Source organism: Streptomyces coerulescens, from assembly GCF_042657965.1.
GTDB classification, from domain to species: Bacteria; Actinomycetota; Actinomycetes; order Streptomycetales; family Streptomycetaceae; genus Streptomyces; species Streptomyces coerulescens.
Map to the genome: position 1 here is coordinate 163,005 of NZ_JBHSKM010000025.1, position 22,654 is coordinate 185,658.

A 22,654-nucleotide genomic window follows, 5' to 3' on the forward strand; every position below is an offset into this window, starting at 1 on the left:
GCCCCCGATCCTCAGCCTTCGCCGGGCACCTCGGTCCGCACCACCGCGACCGGGCACTCGGCGTGGTGCAGCACCGCCTGGCTGACCGAGCCCAGGAGCAGCCCGGCGAAACCACCCCGCCCGCGCGCCCCGACCACCACCAGCCCGGCGTCCGCGCTGGCGTCGATGAGGGAGTGCCGCACCCGTCCGCGCACCAGCCTGCGGACCACCTCGACATCGGGATACCGGTCCCGCAGCCCGCCCAGCGCCTCGGCGAGCACCCGCTCCTCCTCGTCGCGCAGCCGGTCCTCGTCGTACGTCACGAAGGGCGGGTCGGCGGGAGCGCCGTAGGCCCGCTCGCTACGGGCGCTCCAGGCGTGCAGCGCCTCCAGCCGCACGCCGTGCAGGGAGGCGTGGGCGAAGGCGAACTCGACCGCGCCGCGCGCCGCCGGCGACCCGTCGACGGCCAGGAGAACGGGCCCGGCCGGGTGGGGCCTGCGGCGCACCACGAGCACCGGGCACGCGGCGTGGGCGGCCAGGTGTCCCGCGGTGGAGCCGAGCATCAGCGCCCCGAACCGGCTCAGGCCCCGGCTGCCGACGACGGCCAGGGAGGCGGTGCGCGACTCGATCTCCAGCACCGTGATCGGTTCCCCGACGACGACCTCGCGGGTGATCTCGACACCGTGTCCCGTCTCGTGCGCCCGCTGCTCGGCCTTGGTGAGCGTGCCGTCGATCAGCTCGCGCAGTCCGGCGGCGCTGGTGGGTTCCCAGGGCCGTCCGCCGGGCGGGATGTGCGCGGCGGGCCGGCCGAAGGCGTGCACCAGCCGCAGCCCGACGCCGCGCAGTGCGGCCTCGTGCGCCGCGACCTCCACGGCCGCCATGCTCGACGACGAGCCGTCCACCCCTACGACAACCGGGCCCATCATCGTGTTCCCCTTTCCGGGCAGGGTCCGCGGGCGCCGGACGGCCGCCGCGGGCCGGGACCGGCGAGCACCGTCCTCCCAGCCTCCCTCCACCGGCCGCATTCCGCACCAGCCCCGACGTCCTCAGTCCGGCAGCACCAGCCGCCCCTTCTCCCCCGGCTGGAGGGACACCTCGCGGTCCGGGAGGCGTACGTCGATCGGTGAGGCGTCGGAGGACGGGACCTCGATCTCCAGCAGTCCCCGCTCCAGCCTCAGCCGTACGCCCCAGTTGTGCTGGTAGAGCAGGGCGAACCCGTAGGTCGACAGCTCGGGCAGTGGCACGGGGTCCAGCCACAGTGCACCGCCCCGGGTCTCCAGGCCGGTCAGTCCGCGCTGCACCAGGTCGAGGGTGCCGGCCATGGCGCCCAGGTGGATGCCCTCGCCGGTGGTGCCGCCCTGGACGTCGGCGATGTCGCCCTGAAGGGCCTCCTGGACGAACTGCCACGCCTCACTGCGCCGGCACCGGGCCAGCACCCAGCCGTGGACCAGGCCGCTCAGGGTAGAGCCGTGGCTGGTGCGGTGCATGTAGTAGTCGACGGTGCGCCGCCACATGTCCTCGTCGAGACGATGGCCCAACCGGCGGAACAGCTGGCCCAGTTCGGCCGGTGCGAAGAGGTAGCCGAGCATCAGCACGTCGGCCTGTTTGGAGGCCTTGTAGCGGTTGACGCTGTCGCCCTCCGCCTCCAGGATCCGGTCCAGCCGCCGGATGTCGCCGTACCGGTCGCGGTAGCCGTGCCAGTCGAGCTCGGACAGCTCGCCGTAGCCCTCGAACTGGCTGATGACGTCGTCGTGGAAGGGGACGTGCAGCGTGTGCGACACGTCCTCCCAGAGTTCGAGTTCGGCGGCGCTCAGACCGGTGCGTTCGGCGAGTTCGCGCCGTCGGGGCTCGGGCAGGGTGTCCAGCAACTCCAGGGTGCGGGCCAGCACCCAGGTCGCTGTGACGTTGGTGTAGGCGTTGTCGTCAAGGCCGGGCCCGTCGGCGTCCGGGTACGCCTCGTGGTACTCGTCGGGGCCGACGACGCCCTTGATGCGGTAGCGGCCCAGGGTGTCGTCGTGGATGGCCTTGTCGCCCCAGAAGCGGGCGATCTGCAACAGCATCTCGGCACCTTTGGTGTGCCGGAACTCCATGTCGCCGCTGGCCTCGCAGTACTGCCACACGTTGTAGGCGATCGCCGAGCCGACATGGTGCTGGAGGTGGGAGTGGTCGGGCAGCCAGCGTCCCGAGCGCGGGTTGACATGGAGCTGTTGCGTCTCCTCGCGTCCGTCGCTGCCGCTCTGCCAGGGGTACATCGCGCCCCGGCGGCCGGCTGCCGCGGCGGCGGTGCGGGCCTGTTCGAGGCGGCGGTGGCGGTAGCGGAGCAGCGCGCGGGAGACCTCCGGGAAGTGCAGATTGAGGTAGGGCAGCACGAACAGCTCGTCCCAGAAGACATGTCCGCGGTAGGCCTCGCCGTGCAGTCCCCGGGCCGGCACACCGACGTCGAGGTCGGCGGTGTGCGGGGAGAGGGTCTGCAGGACGTGGAAGAGGTGCAGGCGCAGGATGCGGCCCGACTCGCCGGGCACGTCGAGTTCGGCGCGGCGCCAGAGCTGGTCCCAGGCCGCGCGATGCCACACGGCGAGCGCGTCGAAGTCCGGGGACCGCCCCACCCGGTCGACGGCGGCGTGCAGCGGGTCGCTGATCGCCGGGTCGCGGGAGGTGTGCAGGGCGACGGTCTTGTCGACGGTGACGGTGCGGCCGGGCTCCAGGTCGATCGTCAACTGCTGGATGACATACGGTCGTTCATGGCGGACCGCCGCCGGTACGTCGGCGGTGAGCCGGGCCGCGAGGCCGATCCGGACGTCGGAGGTGCGGGTACGGCAGCGCAGCCAGACCGTGTCCGGGGCGGAGCTGCCGGTGTGGATATGCGTCAGATGGCGCCCGTCGAGATCCCGGTAGCGTGCCACGCCGGAGTTGGTGACCCCGCCGTCCAGGGCGGCCTCCACCTCCAGCGGGCCGGAGAACCCCTCCGCCGTGAACTCGGTACGGAGAGCGGCCACATGTGGGTCGGCCATATGCACCATCCGATGCTGACGTACCGTCAACACACGGTCGCCGCCGAGGCCGTAGCGCGTACGGCGCTCCAGCAGCCCCGCGGACAGGTGCAGCATCTGCCGGTGTTCGAGCACGGTGGCGGTGTCGGGGTCGATCCAGGGCCCGTCGGGGATGCGGAAACGCAGGGGCAGCCAGTTCGGGACGTTGACCATGTCCTCGTTCTCCACCTGGCGGCCCGAGACGTCCGAGGTGAGCCGGTTGTAGATGCCGGCCACATAGGTCCCCGGGTAGTGGACGTCGTCGGCGGCGCACTCGGGGAGTGCTCCCCGGGTGGCGAAGTAACCGTTGCCCAGCGTGCACAGTGACTCGCGGAGACGTTCGTCGGCGGGGGTGTAGCCGGCGTACTCCCAGCTCCACCCGTCCACCTCGGCTTCCGTGCCGAGGTCCAGTGCCTCGGCTTCCGTGCCGAGGTCCAGTGCCTCGGCCTCCCTGCCCGGCTCCGTCACTTCGGCTCCCCTCCTGCGCAGAGTTCTCCGAGGTCGCGTACGACGACGTCGGCGCCGTGCCGCAGCAGCCGGGCTCCGGTGTCCGCACCGGCCGCCCGGTCCACGCCGACCACCAGGGCGAATCCGCCGCGCCGCCCGGCCTCCACGCCCGCCAGGGCGTCCTCGACCACGGCGGCCCGGTCGGCCGGCACGCCGAGCCGGCGCACCGCCTCCAGGAACAGGTCGGGCTGCGGCTTGCCCGCGAGGCCCAGCCGGGCCGCCTCGCCGCCGTCCACCAGGGCGTCGAACAGATCGAGGACGCCGGCCCGGTTCAGCAGCTCACCGGCGTGCCGGGAGGCGGAGGCCGCCGCGCGGGGCACTCCTGCCGCGCGCAGTGCCTTCACCAGCCGCACGGTGCCCGGGTAGGCGTCGACGCCCTGGTCGTGCAATCGCGCCGTGAAGAGGCGCTCCTTGGCCTCGGCGACGGCCCGCACCGTCTCCTCCGACGGGTCGATGCCGCGCGTGGCCAGGAAGGCGGCGGCCCCGTCGAGGCGTGACTTGCCGTCCACATGACGCAGATAGTCGTCGCGCGCGTCGAAGGGGCGGCGATGGTCGGGGTCCTCGGGCGGATGGGCGCGCAGGTAGTCGTCGAAGGCGACCTTCCATGCGGCGGCGTGCACCTTCGCCGAGTCGGTGATCACCCCGTCGGTGTCGAAGACGACGGCGCGCACATCGCGCAGGGCGGGCACGAGCGGGGGCGCGGAGCGGTCGGGGGTGACCCCGGATTCACCCGGGCCGGAGGGCCGCGGCCCGGTCACGGCCGCTGGGGCGGGTCGGCGCGCGGACGGCGCACGGGGCGCCGGCGCGCGACTGCGGCATCCGGGTGATCTCCGGCCGGGTCGGCACCAAGGAACGCGAGGCGCACGGCCTCCCCACCTCCACTCGACGGTTCACCCGCGCCCGGCGGGATCCGCTCATGGGTACCCTCCATGCCCATGTTGTCACCTTCGTGACGTCCGAAGCGGTTCCCAGGGCCTGGCGTACGCGCCGCCGGCATGGTGTGCTGGAGGTGACGGGAAGGACCCGGACAGGCGCGGGGAAGCGGTTGACGGCCGCGCACCGCGCAATCAGGATCCGCGAGAAGTGGATAGGGCCCTTCCCGCCCCCGTGTCGCGGGTCAGTCGCCCCGGTAGCGTTTCAGTCGCCCCGGTAGAGGGCCGTCCGCAGCTCGATCGCCGCCTGTGCGGCGGGATGCGGGTCGTCGCGCCACCAGGCGAGGCGTACGGCGATGGGTTCGGCGTCGCGGACCGGCCGGTAGACGACACCGGGGCGCGGGTACTGGTGGGCGGTCGCCTCGGCGGTCATGCCGATGCAGCGGCCGGTGGAGATCACCGTGAGCCAGTCGTCGACGTCGTGCGTCTCCTCGCTCGCCGGACGTGAGCCGGGCGGCCACAGGTCGGTGGTCGTGGTGCCGGTACGGCGGTCGACGACGAGCGTGCGTCCGCTGAGGTCGGCCAGCCGGACCGAGCGGCGCCGGGCCAGCGGGTCGTCGGCGGCCACGGCGCACAGTCGCCGCTCCAGGCCCACGATGGCGGAGTCGAACCGGCGGTCGTCCACCGGCTTGCGCACGACCGACAGGTCACAGGCTCCCTCGGCGAGTCCCGCGGTCGACGAGTTGACCCGTACGAGCTGGAGGTCGGTTCCCGGGTGCGCGGCGGCCCAGCGGCGCTGGAAGGCCGGGGTGTGCCGGCCGAGCGCCGCCCAGGCGTAGCCCATGCGCAGCCGGGCGTGCCCGGAGGTCGCCGTCCGGACCAGGTCGTCCACCTCACCGAGCACCCGGCGGGCGTGCGCCAGGACGCGCAGTCCCGTCCCGGTCGGGGTCACCTCGCGCGAGGTCCGGCGCAGCAGCCTGGCTCCGAGGGCGCGTTCGAGGGAGGCCAGCGAGCGGGAGACGGCGGCCTGGGAGACGCCGAGAGCGCTCGCGGCGTCGGTGAAGGTGCCCTCGTCGACGATCGCGACGAGACAGCGCAGCTGCCTCAGTTCCACATCCATGACTCAAGCGTATAGATACCGAGGCGTACGCATTTTGCGCAACGATCGAGCGGCAGCACGATCGGCGTATGCGTACCCGCCCCGCTACCGCGCCGACGCGCGCGGCCCCGTCGGCCACCTCCGAACCGGTCACCTCCGAAGCGGCCACCTCCGAACCGGCCGGCGGACGCCTGGCCGGCGTGGCCCTGATGGTCGGCAGTGGTCTGTCCAACCAGACCGGTGCCGCGATCGGCTCCCTCGCCTTCCCCGTGCTCGGCCCCATCGGCGTCGTCGCCGTGCGCCAGTACGTCGCCGCCCTCGCCCTGATCGCCGTCGGCAGGCCGCGGCTGCGCTCGTTCACCTGGGGTCAGTGGTGGCCGGTGATGCTGCTGGCCCTGGTGTTCGGCACCATGAACCTTTCGCTGTACGCGGCGATCGAGCGCGTCGGTCTTGGCCTGGCCGTGACCTTGGAGTTCCTCGGCCCGCTCACCATCGCGCTGGCGTCCTCGCGGTGCCGTGTGAACGTGTGCTGCGCGGTGATCGCCGCGGCCGGTGTCGTCACGCTGATGCGCCCGCAGCCCTCGACCGACTATCCCGGCATGGCCCTGGGCCTGCTGGCGGCGGCCTGCTGGGCGTCGTACATCCTGCTCAACCGCACGGTCGGCCGACGTGTCCCCGGAGCCCAGGGGGCGGCGGCCGCGGCCGGGATCTCGGCCGTGATGTTCCTGCCGGTCGGCATCGCCGTCGCCCTCCGGCATCCCCCCACGGCCGCCGCCGTCGGCTGCGCGGTCGCCGCCGGGGTCCTGTCCTCGGCCGTGCCGTATCTCGCGGACCTGTTCACCCTGCGGCGTGTGCCACCGAGGGCGTTCGGCCTGTTCATGAGCGTCAACCCGCTCCTTGCGGCCGTGGTCGGCTCGCTCGGCCTCGGACAGAATCTGGGCGGACCGGAGTGGGCGGCCATCGGCGCCATCGTCGCCGCCAACGCGCTGAGCATGGCGACGTCGCGGAGTTGAGGTGCTCAGCGGATCAGTTCAGGACGGGCTCACTGGGCCGCATGAATCGGTGAATCGCCGTACCGCACACTGCCGTCGAGATGGCGCACCTGTGCGGCGGTGACGGCGCGGACGACGAAGATGCCGGTCACGGCGGCACCGATGACGGCGGCGTCCGAGGCGAGGAGCATCCACAAGTCCGTGTAGGCGCGGGCGATGATCTCGTCCGTGTCGTCGCCGTACATCAGGCCCACCCCGCTGAGCAGGCCGATCAGCCACAGACCCCACCACACGTTCACGGCCACCGGCAGCCGCTCGCCAGGGGCGCTGTCCTGATGGGCGTCCGCGATGACGCCGCGCGGGATCCACAGGTTGGCGATGGGGATCAACCAGCCCGCGTAGAGCCAGAAATCGGAGTACCGCGGCTTGCGCCGGGACAGGATGCGGGCGTTGTCCCGGACGTTGCCCAGCCACATCAGAAACACGATCGCGCAGATCAGCGCGGCGACGCCACCCACCGTGCCGACCAGGTGGTACGAGTCTTCCAGCGAGGTGAGCGGCCGGTGCACGCCCTCCCCCTGGTCCGGTGGTCCGGAGGCGGGCTCCCCGGTCACGGCGAGCCGGATCTCCCAGACGGCCCGTACGGCCCAGACCGCGCCGGAGAGGGCGAGGCCGGCGACCGCGAGTCGGGCAACGCCGCGGACGGGGCGCAGGGCGGGTGCCGGGGCAGCGGAGGGTGTGGGGGTTGATATGTGGTCGTTCACCAGGGCATCTTCGCCGATGATCAGCTCTGGACCAAGCCTTCTAGCCGTTGCCGCGGTCGGCACGCGCCCACTTGCCGTCCTTCACCGTGTACACGGTGAGCTGATCGTTCGTCGTATCTCCGTAGACGTCGAACGCGACCAGACCTGTCGCACCGTCGAACGAGACGTGCCGCAGAGCGTCGACGACCTTCGCCCGGGCGTCCTCCGGAAGTCGGCCGTCGTGGTCGTCGATCACCTCCTTGACGGCGTGGATGATCGCCCAGGTCGCGTCGTAGGCGTAGCCGCTGATGAACTCATGGGCTTCGCCGTAGCCGGACTTTTCGTAGTTCCGCAGGAACGTCTTGGCCGAGTCGAGTTCCTCCGGTGCGGGCAGTGAGGTGGTGACGGCGCCCTCACTCGCCGCGCCGGCGAGTTCGATGAGCTCCTTGGTGTAGATGCCGTCACCGCCGACGAGCGAGACGTCGGCACCCGCCTGCCGAGCCTTGGCACCCAGGGGGCCGGCCATGTCGTAGGTGCCGCCGTAGAAGAGGAGATCGGCGCCCGACCTCTTCACGGCGGCGGCGACGGCGGAGAAGTCCTCGGTTCCGGGGTCGAGCCGGTGGGTCCCGACAGCCTTGCCGCCGAGCCTGGTGAACTCGGCCTGGAACGCGCTGGCGAGGCCGGTGCCGTAGGTCTGCCCGTCGTCGACCACGAAGGCTCTTCTCTTGCCCGCCTTGTTGTACGCGTACTGGGCGACGACCGTGCCGTGCGTGGCGTCCGTGGGTACCGTGCGGAAGAACGACGCGAAGGGACGGCTCTTGGTGCCGGCCTGCCAGTCCGGGCCCTGAGTCAGAGCGGGGTCCAGGGCGGACGGGGAGACCAGGGCCAGGTGCGCGTCATCGAAAACCGGCTGCATGCCCCTGGCGATGCTGGAGTTCACCGGACCCACGACGCCGAGCACGCTCTCGTCGGCGATCAGCTTCGTGGCGTTCTGGGAAGCCGTGTCGGGCATGGACTTGTCGTCGAGCGCACTGATCTTGAAGGTGACGCCGTCGACGACCTTCTTGTTGTTCGCCTCCTTCACCGCGAGGTCGGCCGAATTCCTGGCCCCGCGGCCCACACCGGCCAGGTCGCCCGTGAGCGGGACGTCCACACCGACGGTGACGGTCACATCCGGGTGTGACCCGGCGCTGCTGCCCCCGCCCGGCCGGCCCCAGCCGCCGTCGCCGAGGGTGAGAGCGGTCCCCAGCGAGGCCGCCGCGACGACTCCCAGTACCGCCAGCGAAACGGTGAGGCGGTTGCCCGCGAGGCGCCGGAGAAGCGGCTTGGGCGTCTCGGGCACCGGGACAGGAACGGCGGAGCGGTTCCTGGCCAGGGCGATCCGGCCGCCGGTGTTGCGGTTGCGCTGCTGGGGCAGTGGCCGCGACTTGGCCGCCAGAACGTGGTGCAGGTGCCGGTAGAGGGCGTCCATGTCGATCGGATCCGGGCCTTCCGGGATCCCCTCGCGCAGTGCCGTGATCAGTTCGCCGGTGAACGCGGTGTGTGTCTCGCCGCGTGGCGAGAGTGCCGGGCGGGTCTCGGCGGAGGCCGTCAGCAGACAGGTCCCCTCGACCATCGCGCGGTCGGCGACGTAGTCGCTCGCGCTCATCCGGCCGATGAGAGCACGGCCGCTGTAGCAGCAGTCCAGGATCACCACGGTGCGGCGGGCGTCGGCTCGTAGGTCCAGCACGGAGCGGCGAAGGTACTCGTACCGCAGCGCGGTGTACTCCCGTTCACGGTCCGTGTCCGGCATCGCCAGATACAACTCTTCGGTGTGGGGGTCGGTCAGGCCATGTCCGGCGAAATAGACGAGCAGGGTGTCCTTGGCCCGGTGCGCCGCCTCCCGCACGGTGTCCAGGACTTCCTGTGCGCTGTCCGGCTGGTCGAGGACCGTGCACCTGTCGGAGGGCAGCCCCCACACCTCGGGGTCCGTGAGGACTTCGGCCAATCCGTCGAGGTTGCGGGCCACGGCGGGCAGGTCGTCGAGGTGGGCATAGCGGTGGACCCCCACCAGTACGGCCACCGAACGGTCCGGGTCCGCCAGGACGGCCACCGGTCTACCCCTCACCGGCGTCGTCCGGTCCCGCCCCGTCGGCGGAACCGCCGGTGCCCAGGCTCCTGAGGATCTGTTCCACGGTCTCGGCGGAGCCGTCCTGCACCGTGACGACCACGCCGTCCCTCTCCACCCGCACCTGGGGGGTGCGTGGCCGCGACGCACGCCAGGCGGCCACGGCGACCAGCAGATTTCCCAGGGCGAGAGCGTTGGCGACGACGACGTTGACCGTCTCGAGGGTTCCGCCCATGTGTTCCTGATGGGGGTCCTGATCCGTGGCGAGGGACACCAGCGCGAGGCCACGCAGCTCCGGATCCGAGAGCAGCCAGCGGTACAGGGACGCGACGCACTGGGTGCGGTCGATGGCTTCCGCACCCCCGTTGTCGCCGTAGTCGGCGCTGTCGACGTGGTCGCCGAACGTCAGCCTGATCTCCATGCGCACCCCCCCGGCCGCCCCCATCCGCAGCGACGCACATAGTAGGGCCACCCTCGCTCCAACATGGCTCACCAACGGGTCAGTTCACTAGTGGGCGGCGGATGATCGATATCGATCATCCGGAGTAGGTCGCAGGCCCTTGGTGATGAGTTTTCGCGCCCGCATGCGTCACACCTAGGACGGGGCACGACGAGGCGGAAGGATGACGTGATGAGTGCGGACACGCGGCTGGAGGAGTTCGGCGTGGGCGGTCTCGGCGAGGTCGACGAGGCGGCGTTCTCGGGGCTGGCGGAGCGGCACCGGCGGGAGCTGCATGTGCACTGCTACCGGATGCTCGGGTCGTTCGAGGACGCTGAGGACACCGTGCAGGAGACGTTCCTCCGTGCCTGGCGGCGGCGGGAGACCTTCGAGGGGCGGTCGACCTTCCGGGCCTGGCTGTACGGCATCGCCACCAACGCCTGCCTGGACCTGCTCGCCAAGTCCCGCCCGCAGCCCGCGACCGGCGGTGAGGTGTTGTGGCTGCAGCCCTACCCGGACCGGCTGCTCGACGAGCTGCCGGCGGGCGACGCGGACGAGCCGGAGGCCGTCGCCGTCGCGCGGGAGACGATCGAGCTGGCGTACCTGGTCGCGGTGCAGCACCTCGCACCGCGCCCGCGGGCCGTGCTGATCCTGCGGGACGTGCTCGGCTGGCCGGCGAAGGACGTCGCGGAGCTCCTCGGGGACTCCGTCAACTCCGTGAACAGCGCGCTGCAGCGGGCCCGCGCCGGCATGCGGGAGCACCTGCCCGCCGAGCGGCAGGACTGGACCGGCGGTGAACAGGACGCCGGCACGCGCGAGCTGGTGCGCCGCTATACCGACGCCAGCGTGGCCACGGACATCGACAGGCTCGCCGCACTGCTGCGGGACGACGTCCGCTGCTCGATGCCGCCGACACCGGGCCTGTACATCGGCCGCGACGCGGTGGTGAAGGACTGGGTCGAGAGCGGCTTCGAGGGCATGAAGGGCCTGCGCACCGTCCTGACCGCCGTGAATCGGCAGCCCGCCGTCGCCTTCTACCTCTGGGAGAAGCGGGAGGGCGCGTACCTGCCCCTGACGATCGACGTCCTGCGCGTCACCGGCGGGGCGATCACCGAGATCGTCACGTTCCACGACGACCGGTTCCCGCGGCTCGGGCTGCCGGAGCGGCTGCCTGCGGACGGCACGGAGTAGTCCCGGTGCGGACGCACACCCTCGCCCACTGCCGCCCACTGCCGCCTACGGAGGTCACCCCAAGGTCTCCCCTTTGCGCTGGTCAGCGCCGCATTCGGCGGGTATCGCCGGCAGACCGAGAACCTTCTGGCACTCGCACGGTCTCGGTCGGGGCCGATTCCGCTCCCTCAGCGGCCGCCCCGATGCACGCACCCACGTGTATCCGTGCGCGTGACCTTCGCATCCGCAAGGTCGATACTGCCAACAGGCGCCTTCTCACCGACCCGCCACCGAACATTCCCGGACACTGACGACCTGTTGTCGAAGTCGGCAAGCCATTGACCCGCCTGCCCCATCCGCCACCCTCTACTAACCTCACTAGGAGGCATCCATGAAGATGCTGATCAACGTCGCGGAGACCGTGGTCGCGGACGCGCTGCGCGGGATGGCCGCCGCCCATCCCGAGCTGGTCGTCGACGTGGACAACCGGGTGATCGTACGGCGGGACGCCCCCATGGAGGGCAAGGTCGCGCTCATCTCCGGTGGCGGGTCGGGGCACGAGCCGCTGCACGGTGGCTTCGTGGGTCCGGGGATGCTGTCGGCGGCATGTCCGGGCGAGGTGTTCACATCGCCGGTGCCCGACCAGATGGCGCGGGCCGCGGCCGCCGTGGACAGCGGGGCCGGTGTGCTGTTCATCGTCAAGAACTACACGGGCGACGTCCTCAACTTCGACATGGCCGCCGAGCTCGCCGAGGACGAGGGCATCCAGGTCGCGAAGGTACTCGTCAACGACGACGTGGCCGTGACCGACAGCCTCTACACGGCCGGGCGGCGCGGTACGGGCGCGACGCTGTTCGTGGAGAAGATCGCCGGCGCGGCGGCGGACGAGGGGCAGCCGCTGGAGCGGGTGGAGGCGATCGGGCGCCAGGTCAACGAGAACTCCCGCAGCTTCGGTGTCGCCCTCAGCGCCTGCACGACGCCCGCCAAGGGCAGCCCGACCTTCGATCTGCCGCCGGGCGAGCTGGAGTTGGGCATCGGCATCCACGGCGAGCCCGGCCGGGAGCGGCGGGCGATGATGACATCGCGCGAGATCGCCGACTTCGCGGTGGGCGCCGTCCTGGACGACATGTCCCCGCGCAACCCCGTACTCGTCCTCGTCAACGGCATGGGCGGCACACCGCTGTTGGAGCTGTACGGCTTCAACGCCGAGGTCCAGCGGGTGCTCGCCGAGCGCGGTGTCGCCGTCGCTCGCACCCTGGTCGGCAACTACGTCACCTCGCTCGACATGGCCGGTGCCTCGGTGACGCTGTGCCAGGTCGACGAGGAGCTGTTGCGGCTGTGGGACGCGCCGGTGAAGACGCCCGGCCTGCGGTGGGGCATGTGACCCGGAGTCGGACGATCAGGGTCGGACGATCCGGAGTCGGACGATCCCAACACACCTGTCACGCAAGGAGATCCAGTGCTCGACGCCGCATTCTTCCGCCGTTGGATGACGGCCACGACCGCCTCCGTCGACCGTGAGGCGGAACGGCTCACCGCTCTCGACTCCCCCATCGGGGACGCCGACCACGGCAGCAACCTCCAGCGCGGCTTCACCGCCGTCGCGGCCGCGCTGGAGAAGGAGGATCCGCAGACGCCCGGCGCCGTGCTGATCCTCGCCGGCCGGCAGCTCATCTCGACGGTCGGTGGAGCGTCCGGGCCGCTGTACGGGACGCTGCTGCGCCGGACCGGCAAGGCGCTCGGGGACGCCGGTGAGGTGAGCGAGGCCCAGTTCGCCGAGGCCCTGCGTGCGGGGGTGGACGCGGTCATGACGCTCGGCGGCGCGGCGCCGGGCGACAAGACCATGATCGACGCTCTGGTGCCGGCCGTGGACGCGCTCGGCGACGGCTTCAGCGCGTCGCGGGCCGCCGCCGAGGAGGGCGCCCTGGCGACGACGCCGTTGCAGGCCCGCAAGGGGCGGGCGAGTTATCTCGGGGAACGCAGCATCGGGCACCAGGATCCCGGTGCCACGTCCTCGGCGCTGCTGATCGCGGGGCTCGTGGAGGCCGCCGGTGAGTGACGACAAGGAAGCGCAGTTGGTGGGGGTCGTGCTGGTCTCGCACAGTGCGCGGGTGGCCGCCGCGGTGGCCGAGCTGGCGCAGGGGCTCGCGGGCGGCGACGCGGCGGTGCCGGTGGCCCCGGCGGGCGGCACCGAGGGCGGCGAGCTCGGCACCAGCGCCGAGCTGATCGCCGCGGCGGCGGCCTCCGTGGACCGCGGCGCGGGGGTCGCGGTCCTCGCCGACCTGGGCAGTGCGGTCCTCACGGTGAAAGCGCTGCTCGCCGAGGGCGACGAACTCCCGGACAACACCCGCCTGGTGGACGCCCCGTTCGTCGAGGGCGCGGTGGCCGCGGTCGTCACGGCGTCCACCGGAGCCGACCTGGCGGCGGTGGAGGCGGCGGCCGCGGAGGCGTACACGTACCGGAAGGTGTGAGGCAGGCCGCGCGCGGACAAGGCACAGTGCGCTCGTCGGCCTGCGCCGTACCGGTCGGCCTGCACCGCACCGGGGTCTCTCCTGCACCGCCCGGGGCCTCTCCTACACCACCCCCTGCGCGACAACGCCCAGCGCCGACCGCAGAGTTGCCGCCAGTTCGGCCTCTGCGGTCGCGCGGTCGGTGTCGGCGGTGTGCCATGCGTAGTGCTCGACCGCCGCGCGCAGGGCCGCGTTGAAGATCGCCGCCTGGATGGTCGGACGCAGATCGTCGGCGGGCAGAGCGGCACGCTCGGCGAGGGCGCGGGCGAAGGCCGGTTCGGCCTCGTCGTAGGTCTGGAGCCAGATCGCGCGCAGGCCGGGCTCGGTGCGGGTCAGTCGTACCAGCGCGCCGAGGGTCGCGCGGTCGGGGCCGGCCAGCACGTGCTTCTCGTCCGCGAGTTCCCGGTCGAAGAGCTCGTCCAGGGGCTGCCCCGGGCGCCAGCGCCGCAGGAAGTCGGCGGTCATGTCGATGCCGGCCGAGAACAGCGGGCTCACGCAGCTCTCCTTGCTGGGGAAGTAGCGCCACACGGTCCGCGCGGACACGCCGACCGCCGCCCCGATCTGCTCGCCCGTCGTCGCCACGACGCCCTGTGCGACGAACAGGTCCACCGCGGCCCGTGCGATCTCCAGCCGGATCTCGGCCTTGCGCTCCTCGGTCAGGGGCGGGCGCCCCGTGGGCCGCCCGGCGGGTCGAGCCACGGACGAGGTCGTCGAGCGGCGCGTGCCGCCACGGGCTGCGGTCATGGTGTCCCTTACGGCCGGCGTTGATCTCTCTCCGGGAATTCTCCCCGACCGGGACGAAGACTTTATGTCACTCAGAGACATTAAGTCCTAGGGTGTGGGCCCGGGCGTGTTCGACACCGCCCTTCGGACCCATGGACGGGAGAACCTGATGGCCGGTGGACTGCACGGACGCAGCGTCATCGTCACCGGAGCGGGCTCGGGCATCGGCCGCGCGGCCGCCCTGGCCTTCGCCAAGGAGGGCGCCCGGGTGGTGGCGGCGGACCTCAACGCCGAGGGCGCGCAGGAGGTCGTCAAGGAGATCGAGCAGGCCGGGGGCAGCGCGGTCGCGGTGACCGGCGACCTGAGCGAGCAGGCCGTCGTCGACCGGGTCGTCCGGACCGCGGTCGAGCGCTTCGGCGGGGTGGACGTACTGGTCAACAACGCCGGGATCATGGACCGTATGTCGGCGCTCGCGGATGTCACCGACGCCGAGTGGGAGCGGGTCATCCGGGTCAACCTCACCGCCCCGTTCCTGCTCACCCGCGCGGTGCTGCCGCACATGCTCCGGGCGGGCTCGGGCGCCGTCGTGAACACGGCGTCCGAGGCCGGCCTGCGCGGCAGCGCGGCGGGCGCGGCCTACACGGCGTCGAAGCACGGTGTGGTGGGGCTGACCAAGTCCCTCGCGGTGATGTACCGCAAGCAGGGCATCCGCGCGAACGCGATCGCACCCGGCGGCACTCGGACGGGCATCGTGGTGGACGCGGCGCAGGACGCGCACGGACCGGCGGCGCTGGGACCGCATTTCGTCAACGTCGGCCGGCTGGCACAGCCGGAGGAGCAGGCCGCCGCGATCGTGTTCCTCGCCTCGGACGCGGCGAGCAACATCAACGGTGCGATCCTGCCGGTCGACGACGGCTGGGCGGCGGTCTGACGCGGCCTCATCCGGCGTGTGTGAGCACCCGTCTCACTCGGCGCCGACGAACTTCTTCGCCAGCCGCTCCCCGGCCGTCACGGCGGCCGCGGCGTCCTCGATCGGTTTCACCCGCGAGTTCTTGAAGACGATGTAGGTGACGCCGGAGGCCGTGCCGCCGCGTCGGGGGTCGGGCGGAATGCCCAGGGCCTTGGCCGTGGCGTACGAAGCCTCGCCGATGATGCCGCGCGGGCCGACGTCGCCGACGACCGCGTACCGCACCCGGCCTCCGTACACGACGGCCGCGACCGAGCCGCCGCGGATGCCGTGGGCGCGGTAGTCCCAGATGCCACTGGGCGTGGGCACGACGATGAACGGCAGATGCTCGGCCCTCAGAGGGCGGCCGTCGGACTGCTGGAAGGCCGTGGAGTTGGAGAAGTGCGGATCGGTGGCGCTGTTGCAGTGGCCGGTGGACTGCCCGTCGCAGTCGATGTCCATGTCGGCCTTCCAGAACACGGCATCACCCGCCCCGCACACCGGGATCGTCGCGGACGTACCGCTGTCGCTGCGATAGCGCCCCTTGGAGACGGCGGTGCAGTGACGCACCTTCGCCAGCAGGTCCGCGGCGCTGACGCCGGCTTGTATGTGTGCTTCGGGTCCGCCCATGGGGTCGGGTGGATCGGGGGGCGGGGTAGCGGGGGCGAGCAGTGCGGCACCTGCCGCGGCCAGCGTCAACGACTGGAAATGCACGATTCGGAACCCTCTCGCCGGGGACACGGACACCCACATGCCGCCGCGTCCCTCGGACACGGCGGAACACGCTGTCCAATGTGAGGGCGCTCGGATCATGCTGCCACCAGGGGGGTCCGTACGGCGCACACCCCGGCGACACGACCGCGCCCCTCCGGCTCCGCGGCAGAGGCCGGGGGGCCCGGGCCCACGACGGGCCCCGACCCCCCGGCCACCCGCGTCCGGCACCGGATCAGCGACGACAGCGGCCCGCGCCGGGACGGCATGAACTCACCATCCCTCAGGGAGAGTTCAGCCGCGAGGAACTTCAGCATACGTAATCCTCCGGGCGGGTCACCAACGACCGCCGAGTCCCGCGCGAGCGGCCAGGTCACCGACGACGCCCTCTTGATGTGATCGCGTCAGCCGCGTCATATTGGTCCGGACCATTGCCGCGAGGCCGCCCCCGGGAGGCAGAGTCGTGCGACGCGTTCTCGTTCTCGTATCCGCCGTGTGCGCGGCGCTCGCGCTGCTCTCCTCGTGCACCTGGGGTGAGGCGGACGGGAAGGGCGGTGGCCGGCTGCCCGGGGCACCCACGGGGGTCACGGCCGCCGCGGGCAGCGCGACCAGCGTGCACGTCATGTGGAACGCGGTCACCGCGGAGCGCGGCATCGAGGTCTACGAGGTATATCGGGGCCCCATGAAGGTCGAGGAAGTGCCGGGTGCCGAGCACATGGTGGATGTCACCATGCTCAAGCCGTCCACCAGTTACGCGTTCACGGTGCGGGCCCGTGACAAGGACGGGCGTCTCGGGCCGCCGAGCAGGACGGTCCGAGCGACGACCCCCAAGGCCGTGGCCGCCGACCGGTCGGCCCCCACCCGCCCGGGGAGCGCAAGCGGGCGCGCGGTCGGCAGCAGGGCGGTCCAGCTGTCGTGGTCACCGGCGACGGACGACCGGGACGTGGTGTCGTACGACATCTATCAGGGCGAGGCGAAGATCCACAGTGTGGGCGGGAACCAGACGGCGACCGTCGTCACGGGACTCAGGCCGGGCACCCGCTACGCCTTCACCGTCCGGGCCCGCGACGCCGCCGACAACCTCTCGCCGGCGACGGTGGCCGTGCGCCTCACCACGCCGGGCACCGACGACGGGCGCGGCACCGCGCCGACCGGGTTCGAGGCCACGACGAGCCATCACTCCGACGGGGCCTACTACCTCGACCTGAGCTGGGTTCCGCCGCGCACCGACGGCGTCGTCACGGAGTACCAGATCCAGCTCGACGGCCGTGCGGCGACCTCGCTGGTGTACGGCGGGAGCGCGCCGCGCGAACGGGCCACGTACAGCTTCTATCTGGGGCCGGAGCGCGGTGTGAGTCATCGGGTGCGGCTCCGGGGCAGGCTGCCCGACGGCACCTGGGGCGGCTTCTCGACGGAGCTGAAGGTGACGACCGGCGCCGCTCGGGACTGAGGCCGCGCCGGGGCCGACGGGACCCACCCGGTCCGATGTCCCCCGGATGCAGCAGCACGTCACCTGTCCGGGGGACGCCCGCATGCGGCGGGGCCCCGGGGCGCGTTGGCTTCCCCTGAGGCAGCACGGGCGTTCCCGACCCTCGGCGGCGCAACGGACGTACCGCCGACCGTGCCGCCGGAGGGCATCACATGCGCAACTCATCGCTCTTCCTCCGCTCGGGCCTTACCGTGGCAGCCGCCTCCGCACTTTCTTTCCTCGTGGCCGCAGGCCCGGCCGAGGCCCAATCGGGCATCTCCGTGAGCACCACGGGATCCACGGTCTCCGTCACCACCCGCGCCTGCACGAACGTCAACGGCAGCTGGGGTACCGCCTCGCTGCTCAACAGCCGTCAGGCGAACTTCTCGCAGGGGCGTCAGGTGTCCCTGTCGGGGACGAGCGCGCTGCAGTCGGCGGCATGGTCGAACGTGAGCGCCGGCACCTACACCGTGATCGTCATCTGCTCGGACGGCACGACGGCGGGCACGCAGTCCGTCATCGTCTCGCCCAGCGTCAGGCCCACGATCTCCGCCACGGCCTCGCCGTCGCGCGGTGTGATGGGTGGCGTCGGCGGCGGCAGCCAGGACTACGGCACGCTCACGCTGGTGGGCGGCGGGGTCCTGGTGGGCACGGGGGTCGCCGCCGCGGCCTGGTACCTGCGCCGCAAGTCGTCGAAGCCGTACCGCCTCTGACCCGGGCAGACGCTGGAGCAGGCACCGCCCGGGCGGCGCCGGCCGACGCCGTGCTGCCCGTGACCGTGAGCCCGGCCGGGCTCCGGGCAGCCGCCGCGGCTCACGCCGTCTCGTGCCCCGGCAGTTCGGCGAACTCGTCCAGGGCACGCGTCAGCCACTGGATCCAGAAGGTCTCCAGATCGAGGCCCGCTCGCAGTACCAGGTGTCGCAGCCGGTCCTGCGAGCTGTCCTTGTCGGGCGGGAAGTCGCGCTCCTCGATCTCCTCGTACTCGGCCAACTGCCGCTGATGCAGGGCGAGATGGCGACGCAGATCCGCTTCGATGCCCTCGGTCCCGACGACGGCCGCGGCGCGCATCCGCAGCAGCAGGGGGTCGCGGTGCGGCCGCGGGTCCTGGGAGGCGGCGGTCCAGCGGGCCAGTTCGGCGCGGCCCGCGGGCAGGACCTCGTAGCTCTTCTTCTGCCCACGGGCCGGCTGCTGCGACGGCAGGGTCCGGATGAATCCCTCGGCCTCCAGTTTCCCCAGCTCGCGATAGATCTGCTGGTGCGTCGCCGACCAGAAGTACCCGATCGACTTGTCGAACCGGCGGGTCAGCTCCAGCCCCGACGAAGGCTTTTCGAGCAGGGCGATGAGGATCGCGTGCGGGAGGGACATGGAGTCATCCTAGGGACGTGCGGCAGCCGGCCGACGACCGGTGAATGCCCGCCCTACAGGCTCGCCGCCAGCTCGGTGCCCTGCTTGATGGCCCGCTTGGCGTCCAGTTCGGCGGCCACGTCGGCACCGCCGATGAGGTGCGCGCTGCGCCCGGCGGCGATCAGGGCTTCGTACAGGCCCCGTCGCGGCTCCTGGCCGGTGCACAGCACCACGGTGTCGACGGGGAGGACCGTGCTCTCCTCGCCTGCGGTGACATGCAGTCCGGCGTCGTCGATCCGGTCGTAGCGCACGCCCGGGACCATGGTGACGCCGCGGTGCTTGAGCTCGGTGCGGTGGATCCAGCCGGTGGTCTTGCCGAGACCCGCGCCGACCTTGGTGGGCTTGCGCTGGAGCAGGTAGACGGTGCGCGGCGGGGCGGGTCGCTCGGGCGCGCCGAGGCCGCCGGGTCCCGTGTAGTCCATGTCGACGCCCCAGTGCCGGAAGTACGTCGCGGGGTCCTCGCTCGCCTTGTCTCCACCGTCGGTGAGGAACTCGGCGACGTCGAAGCCGATGCCGCCCGCGCCGAGGACGGCGACGCGCCGGCCGACGGGGGCGCCGTCGCGCAGGACGTCGAGGTAGCCGACCACGCTCGGGTGGTCGATGCCGGGGATCTCCGGGATGCGCGGGGTGACGCCGGTGGCGACGACCACCTCGTCGTAGGCGGCGAGGTCCTCGGCCGACACCCAGGTGTTCAGCCGTACCTCGACGCCCTGCCAGTCGAGCTGGTGGCGGAAGTAGCGCAGCGTCTCGTCGAACTCCTGCTTGCCGGGGACCTTGCGGGCGACGTTCAGCTGGCCGCCGATCTCGCTCGCGGCGTCGAACAGCGTGACGTCGTGGCCGCGTTCGGCGGCGCTGACGGCGCAGGCCATCCCGGCCGGTCCGGCGCCCACCACCGCGACGCGCTTGCGCAGCCGCGTCGGGGACAGCGTCAGCTCGGTCTCGTGGCAGGCGCGCGGGTTGACCAGGCAGGACGTGATCTTGCCGCTGAAGGTGTGATCGAGACAGGCCTGGTTGCAGCCGATGCAGGTGTTGATGGCCTCGGGCCGGCCGGCCGCGGCCTTGGCGACGAAGTCGGCGTCGGCGAGCATCGGACGGGCCATCGACACCATGTCCGCGCAGCCGTCGGCCAGCAACTCCTCGGCCAGCTCGGGGGTGTTGATGCGGTTGGTGGTGACGAGCGGAACGGACACCTCGCCCATCAGCCGCTTGGTGACCCAGGTGTAGGCGCCGCGGGGCACGGACGTGGCGATGGTCGGGATGCGCGCCTCGTGCCAGCCGATGCCGGTGTTGATGATCGTCGCCCCGGCGGCCTCGACGGCCTTCGCGAGCGTGATCACCTCGTCAAGGGTGGAGCCACCGGGGACGAGGTCCAGCATGGACAGCCGGTAGACGATGATGAAGTCCTCGCCGACGGCCTCGCGCACCCGGCGCACGATCTCGACGGGGAACCGCATGCGGTTCTCGTACGCGCCGCCCCAGCGGTCGGTGCGGTGGTTGGTCTGCTGGGCGATGAACTCGTTGATGAGGTAGCCCTCGGAGCCCATGATCTCCACGCCGTCGTAGCCGGCCTGTCGGGCGAGGCGGGCGGCGCGGGCGTAGTCGTCGATGGTCCGCTCGACGTCGGCGTCGGTGAGCTCGCGCGGCGGGAAGGGGCTGATCGGTGCCTGGAGCGGGCTCGGGGCGACGAGGTCCTGGTGGTAGGCGTAGCGGCCGAAGTGAAGGATCTGCATCGCGATCCGGCCGCCCTCGCGGTGCACCGCCTCGGTGATGACCCGGTGCTGCTCGGCCTCCGCCTCGGTGGTGAGCTTGGCGCCGCCCTCGTACGGGCGTCCCTCGTCGTTGGGCGCGATTCCACCGGTGACGATGAGCCCCACTCCGCCGCGGGCCCGCTCCGCGTAGAAGGCCGCCATGCGCTCGAAGCCGCGCTCGGCCTCCTCCAGGCCGACGTGCATGGAGCCCATGAGGACGCGGTTGGGCAGCGTGGTGAAGCCGAGGTCCAGCGGGCTCAGCAGGTGCGGGTAACGGCTCATCGGGGCCCCTCCGTGCGCGGTGTCGTGCCTGAGGTAGTTGTAGAGGACCGGGAAGCCCTTATGCAACTAGTTGCACAACCGGGGTGGGGTGACACCGGCCACTCACGCATCGGCCGAGTGGGCGACTGCGGGTTGCGGGCGGTTGCTCGCGCCCCTGGAGGTACGTCCGCTGCACGCCCTCAAGGGGCGCGGCGAACTGCGCGGCCGGCCCCCACGCACCCGCAGCCGCCACACATCCCCCACCCGTCCCCACATCCCGCTTCGGGCACAGTGGCCTGATGACCCCACACGCCGACACGATCGCCCTCGCCCAGCGCCTCATCCGCTGCCCGAGCCGCGCCGGGATCGACGACTACGGCCCCGTCCTCGGCGTCCTGGAGGACTGGCTCGCCGGGCGCGAACTGCCGTGTCGCCGCCTGCGCGGCGACAACGGCGGCGTCGTCGGCCTGCTGGTCGAGGTCACCGGCGGCCTGCCCGGCCCCTGGTGGGCGCTGGACGCCTGCGTCGACACCGCGCCGTACGGGGACGAGAGCGCCTGGACGTTCCCGCCGGACTGCGGTGACGTCGTCGACGGCTGGCTGCGCGGGCGTGGCGCCGCGGACTCCAAGCTCGCCGCGGCCATGTTCTGCGCCATCGCGGCCGAGCTGCACGACCGGGCCGCCGACCTGCGCGGCGGGCTCGCGGTGCTGCTCGACGTGGACGAGCACACGGGCGGCTTCGGCGGTGCCCGCGCCTATCTGGCCGACCCGGATGCGGTCCGTCCGGCCGGGGTGATGATCGGCTACCCGGGGCTCGACGAGGTCGTGGTCGGCGGGCGCGGCCTGTGGCGCGCCACGATCTCGGTGCACGCCGCCTCGGGTCACTCGGGGTCACGCCACACGGCGCCGGGCGCGGTCTCCCGCGCGGCGCGCCTGGTACGGCTCCTGGAGGAGTCCGAGCTGCCGGGCGCCGAGGGCGCCTTCCCGCTGCCGCCGAAGCTGACGGTGACCTTCTGCCACGGCGGTCAGGGATTCTCGGTGGTACCGGGCCGGTGCGAACTGGGCGTCGACATCCGCACGACTCCCGGCTTCGACGCCCGCGCCGCCGAACGCCTGGTCCGCGAGGCGGTCGGCGAGCTGGACGCGCGGGTGCCCGCCCCGCGCCCGACCGCGATCACACCGGTGGCGTCCTGGCCGCCGTACCGGCTGGCCGAGGAGGAGCAACCGGCGGCGGCGCTCCTGGACGCCGGCGCTCGGGAAGGGATGACGCTGCGGGCCAGGACCGCCGGCCCGTCGAACATCGGCAATCTGCTCGCCGGCGAGGGCATCGCGGCCACGGCGGGCTTCGGCGTGCGGTACGCGGGGCTGCACGGCGTGGACGAGCGGGCCTGCCTTTCGGACCTGCCCGCCGTCCACGCCGTCTACCGGCACGCCGTGCTCGGCCTGCTGGGACCGTCCTGACCGAGCGCGCCCTTGCCGGACTCGGTCAGGTGAGGCCGGGGCGGCTCTCCAGCACCACGTGCAGCTCCCGCTCCTGGTCGCCCGAGGCGGACGCCAGGTCATGCACCGTGAACAGGGAGTCCAGCGTCGTACGGAGCCGTTCGATGGCCCAGTAGCCCCCCTGCGCGTCGGCCTCGACGGAGGACGACAGGCGCGCCGGTGCCGGGCACTCCTGCGTGTCGGTCACCTCGAACGTGCCGAGCCACACCATCGGGCGCGTCTCGTGGAGCTGCTGCGGCACGTCCTCGGGGCCCCGGTCGGACTCGAAGCACGTGCACAGCGCGTCGAACACGATCCGGGCGTCTTCCTTGCTGCATCCGCTGATCTCGACGGAGACGGGCTCCTCGTGCAGTCGTTCACGTTCCATCGTGATCGCTCCTCTCGTGGCCGCGTCGCGGTGCCACGGGTAGCCCGCGGAACCGGACCCCAACCCAAGAAAAGCACCAC

General features: G+C 72.2%; 21 protein-coding genes. 9 read left to right on the plus strand and 12 right to left on the minus strand.

All coding sequences use genetic code 11. The annotated features are described in order from the left end of the window. Window positions 1–11: 11 nt before the first annotated feature. The 4 genes from ACFPQ9_RS32790 to ACFPQ9_RS32805 form a co-directional block, all read right to left on the minus strand. Window positions 12–905 carry a universal stress protein gene (locus ACFPQ9_RS32790; protein WP_380861612.1) on the minus strand — a complete coding sequence of 298 codons (894 nt, stop codon included), beginning with the start codon at window positions 903–905 and terminating at the stop codon, window positions 12–14. A 120-nt stretch (window positions 906–1,025) separates the two neighbouring features. Next, window positions 1,026–3,395 (minus strand): glycoside hydrolase family 65 protein, encoded by a 2,370-nt coding sequence (locus ACFPQ9_RS32795; RefSeq protein WP_380861939.1) that lies wholly within the window; start codon window positions 3,393–3,395, stop codon window positions 1,026–1,028. A gap of 77 nt (window positions 3,396–3,472) precedes the next feature. Beyond that, window positions 3,473–4,204, minus strand: coding sequence for an HAD family hydrolase (locus tag ACFPQ9_RS32800; protein ID WP_380861941.1), 732 nt, complete (start codon window positions 4,202–4,204; stop codon window positions 3,473–3,475). Window positions 4,205–4,652: 448 nt separating this feature from the next. Continuing rightward, window positions 4,653–5,507 carry a LysR family transcriptional regulator gene (locus ACFPQ9_RS32805; protein ID WP_380861614.1) on the minus strand — a complete coding sequence of 285 codons (855 nt, stop codon included), beginning with the start codon at window positions 5,505–5,507 and terminating at the stop codon, window positions 4,653–4,655. A gap of 188 nt (window positions 5,508–5,695) precedes the next feature. Between ACFPQ9_RS32805 and ACFPQ9_RS32810 the strand changes: the two genes are divergently transcribed. Then, on the plus strand, window positions 5,696–6,499 hold the full coding sequence (locus ACFPQ9_RS32810) for an EamA family transporter (protein ID WP_380861943.1): 804 nt from the start codon (window positions 5,696–5,698) through the stop codon (window positions 6,497–6,499). Window positions 6,500–6,528: 29 nt separating this feature from the next. On the opposite strand, the gene ACFPQ9_RS32815 is transcribed toward ACFPQ9_RS32810, so the two are convergent. From ACFPQ9_RS32815 to ACFPQ9_RS32825, 3 genes are read right to left on the minus strand one after another with little or no spacing between them, the layout of a single operon-like run. After that, entirely contained in the window at window positions 6,529–7,242 is a 714-nt protein-coding gene (locus tag ACFPQ9_RS32815) for a DUF4328 domain-containing protein (protein WP_380861616.1), read from the minus strand. A gap of 40 nt (window positions 7,243–7,282) precedes the next feature. Next, on the minus strand, window positions 7,283–9,313 hold the full coding sequence (locus tag ACFPQ9_RS32820) for a caspase, EACC1-associated type (protein ID WP_380861618.1): 2,031 nt from the start codon (window positions 9,311–9,313) through the stop codon (window positions 7,283–7,285). A gap of 4 nt (window positions 9,314–9,317) precedes the next feature. Further along, entirely contained in the window at window positions 9,318–9,749 is a 432-nt protein-coding gene (locus ACFPQ9_RS32825; RefSeq protein ID WP_380861620.1) for an effector-associated constant component EACC1, read from the minus strand. A 210-nt stretch (window positions 9,750–9,959) separates the two neighbouring features. Between ACFPQ9_RS32825 and ACFPQ9_RS32830 the strand changes: the two genes are divergently transcribed. The 4 genes from ACFPQ9_RS32830 (at window position 9,960) to ACFPQ9_RS32845 (ending at window position 13,408) form a co-directional block, all read left to right on the plus strand. After that, the gene (locus ACFPQ9_RS32830) at window positions 9,960–10,958 is read left to right on the plus strand and encodes an RNA polymerase subunit sigma-70 (protein ID WP_380861622.1); all 999 of its coding nucleotides are present in this window, start codon (window positions 9,960–9,962) and stop codon (window positions 10,956–10,958) included. Window positions 10,959–11,328: 370 nt separating this feature from the next. Then, a complete protein-coding gene (gene dhaK / locus ACFPQ9_RS32835) occupies window positions 11,329–12,321 on the plus strand; it encodes a dihydroxyacetone kinase subunit DhaK (protein ID WP_380861624.1) in 993 nt (330 codons plus the stop codon). Window positions 12,322–12,396: 75 nt separating this feature from the next. Further along, a complete protein-coding gene (gene dhaL / locus ACFPQ9_RS32840; RefSeq protein WP_380861626.1) occupies window positions 12,397–12,996 on the plus strand; it encodes a dihydroxyacetone kinase subunit DhaL in 600 nt (199 codons plus the stop codon). After that, the gene (locus tag ACFPQ9_RS32845) at window positions 12,989–13,408 is read left to right on the plus strand and encodes a PTS-dependent dihydroxyacetone kinase phosphotransferase subunit DhaM (RefSeq protein WP_380861628.1); all 420 of its coding nucleotides are present in this window, start codon (window positions 12,989–12,991) and stop codon (window positions 13,406–13,408) included. The genes dhaL and ACFPQ9_RS32845 overlap by 8 nt, the downstream gene beginning before the upstream one ends. 102 nt (window positions 13,409–13,510) lie before the next feature. On the opposite strand, the gene ACFPQ9_RS32850 is transcribed toward ACFPQ9_RS32845, so the two are convergent. After that, window positions 13,511–14,191: a TetR/AcrR family transcriptional regulator gene (locus tag ACFPQ9_RS32850; protein WP_380861630.1), complete on the minus strand. Its 681-nt coding sequence runs from the start codon at window positions 14,189–14,191 to the stop codon at window positions 13,511–13,513. A 148-nt stretch (window positions 14,192–14,339) separates the two neighbouring features. Between ACFPQ9_RS32850 and ACFPQ9_RS32855 the strand changes: the two genes are divergently transcribed. Next, entirely contained in the window at window positions 14,340–15,101 is a 762-nt protein-coding gene (locus ACFPQ9_RS32855) for an SDR family NAD(P)-dependent oxidoreductase (protein WP_380861945.1), read from the plus strand. A 33-nt stretch (window positions 15,102–15,134) separates the two neighbouring features. Here the strand turns inward: ACFPQ9_RS32855 and ACFPQ9_RS32860 are convergent, their stop codons facing one another. Further along, window positions 15,135–15,830 (minus strand): glycoside hydrolase family 75 protein, encoded by a 696-nt coding sequence (locus ACFPQ9_RS32860; RefSeq protein WP_380861632.1) that lies wholly within the window; start codon window positions 15,828–15,830, stop codon window positions 15,135–15,137. A 460-nt stretch (window positions 15,831–16,290) separates the two neighbouring features. Here ACFPQ9_RS32860 and ACFPQ9_RS32865 point away from each other — a divergent pair, with 460 nt between their 5' ends. Next, window positions 16,291–17,277: a fibronectin type III domain-containing protein gene (locus ACFPQ9_RS32865; RefSeq protein WP_380861634.1), complete on the plus strand. Its 987-nt coding sequence runs from the start codon at window positions 16,291–16,293 to the stop codon at window positions 17,275–17,277. 191 nt (window positions 17,278–17,468) lie between these two features. Then, complete coding sequence (locus ACFPQ9_RS32870) at window positions 17,469–18,008, plus strand: hypothetical protein (protein ID WP_380861636.1); 540 nt, start codon at window positions 17,469–17,471, stop codon at window positions 18,006–18,008. Window positions 18,009–18,108: 100 nt separating this feature from the next. Here the strand turns inward: ACFPQ9_RS32870 and ACFPQ9_RS32875 are convergent, their stop codons facing one another. Both ACFPQ9_RS32875 and ACFPQ9_RS32880 read right to left on the minus strand, forming a co-directional pair. Continuing rightward, window positions 18,109–18,660: a PadR family transcriptional regulator gene (locus ACFPQ9_RS32875; protein ID WP_380861638.1), complete on the minus strand. Its 552-nt coding sequence runs from the start codon at window positions 18,658–18,660 to the stop codon at window positions 18,109–18,111. Between the two features lie 53 nt (window positions 18,661–18,713). Beyond that, window positions 18,714–20,729: an FAD-dependent oxidoreductase gene (locus ACFPQ9_RS32880; protein ID WP_380861640.1), complete on the minus strand. Its 2,016-nt coding sequence runs from the start codon at window positions 20,727–20,729 to the stop codon at window positions 18,714–18,716. A gap of 278 nt (window positions 20,730–21,007) precedes the next feature. Here ACFPQ9_RS32880 and ACFPQ9_RS32885 point away from each other — a divergent pair, with 278 nt between their 5' ends. Next, window positions 21,008–22,168 (plus strand): M20 family metallopeptidase, encoded by a 1,161-nt coding sequence (locus ACFPQ9_RS32885; protein WP_380861642.1) that lies wholly within the window; start codon window positions 21,008–21,010, stop codon window positions 22,166–22,168. A gap of 25 nt (window positions 22,169–22,193) precedes the next feature. Here the strand turns inward: ACFPQ9_RS32885 and ACFPQ9_RS32890 are convergent, their stop codons facing one another. Further along, window positions 22,194–22,574: a hypothetical protein gene (locus ACFPQ9_RS32890; protein WP_380861644.1), complete on the minus strand. Its 381-nt coding sequence runs from the start codon at window positions 22,572–22,574 to the stop codon at window positions 22,194–22,196. Between the last annotated feature and the right edge of the window lie 80 nt (window positions 22,575–22,654).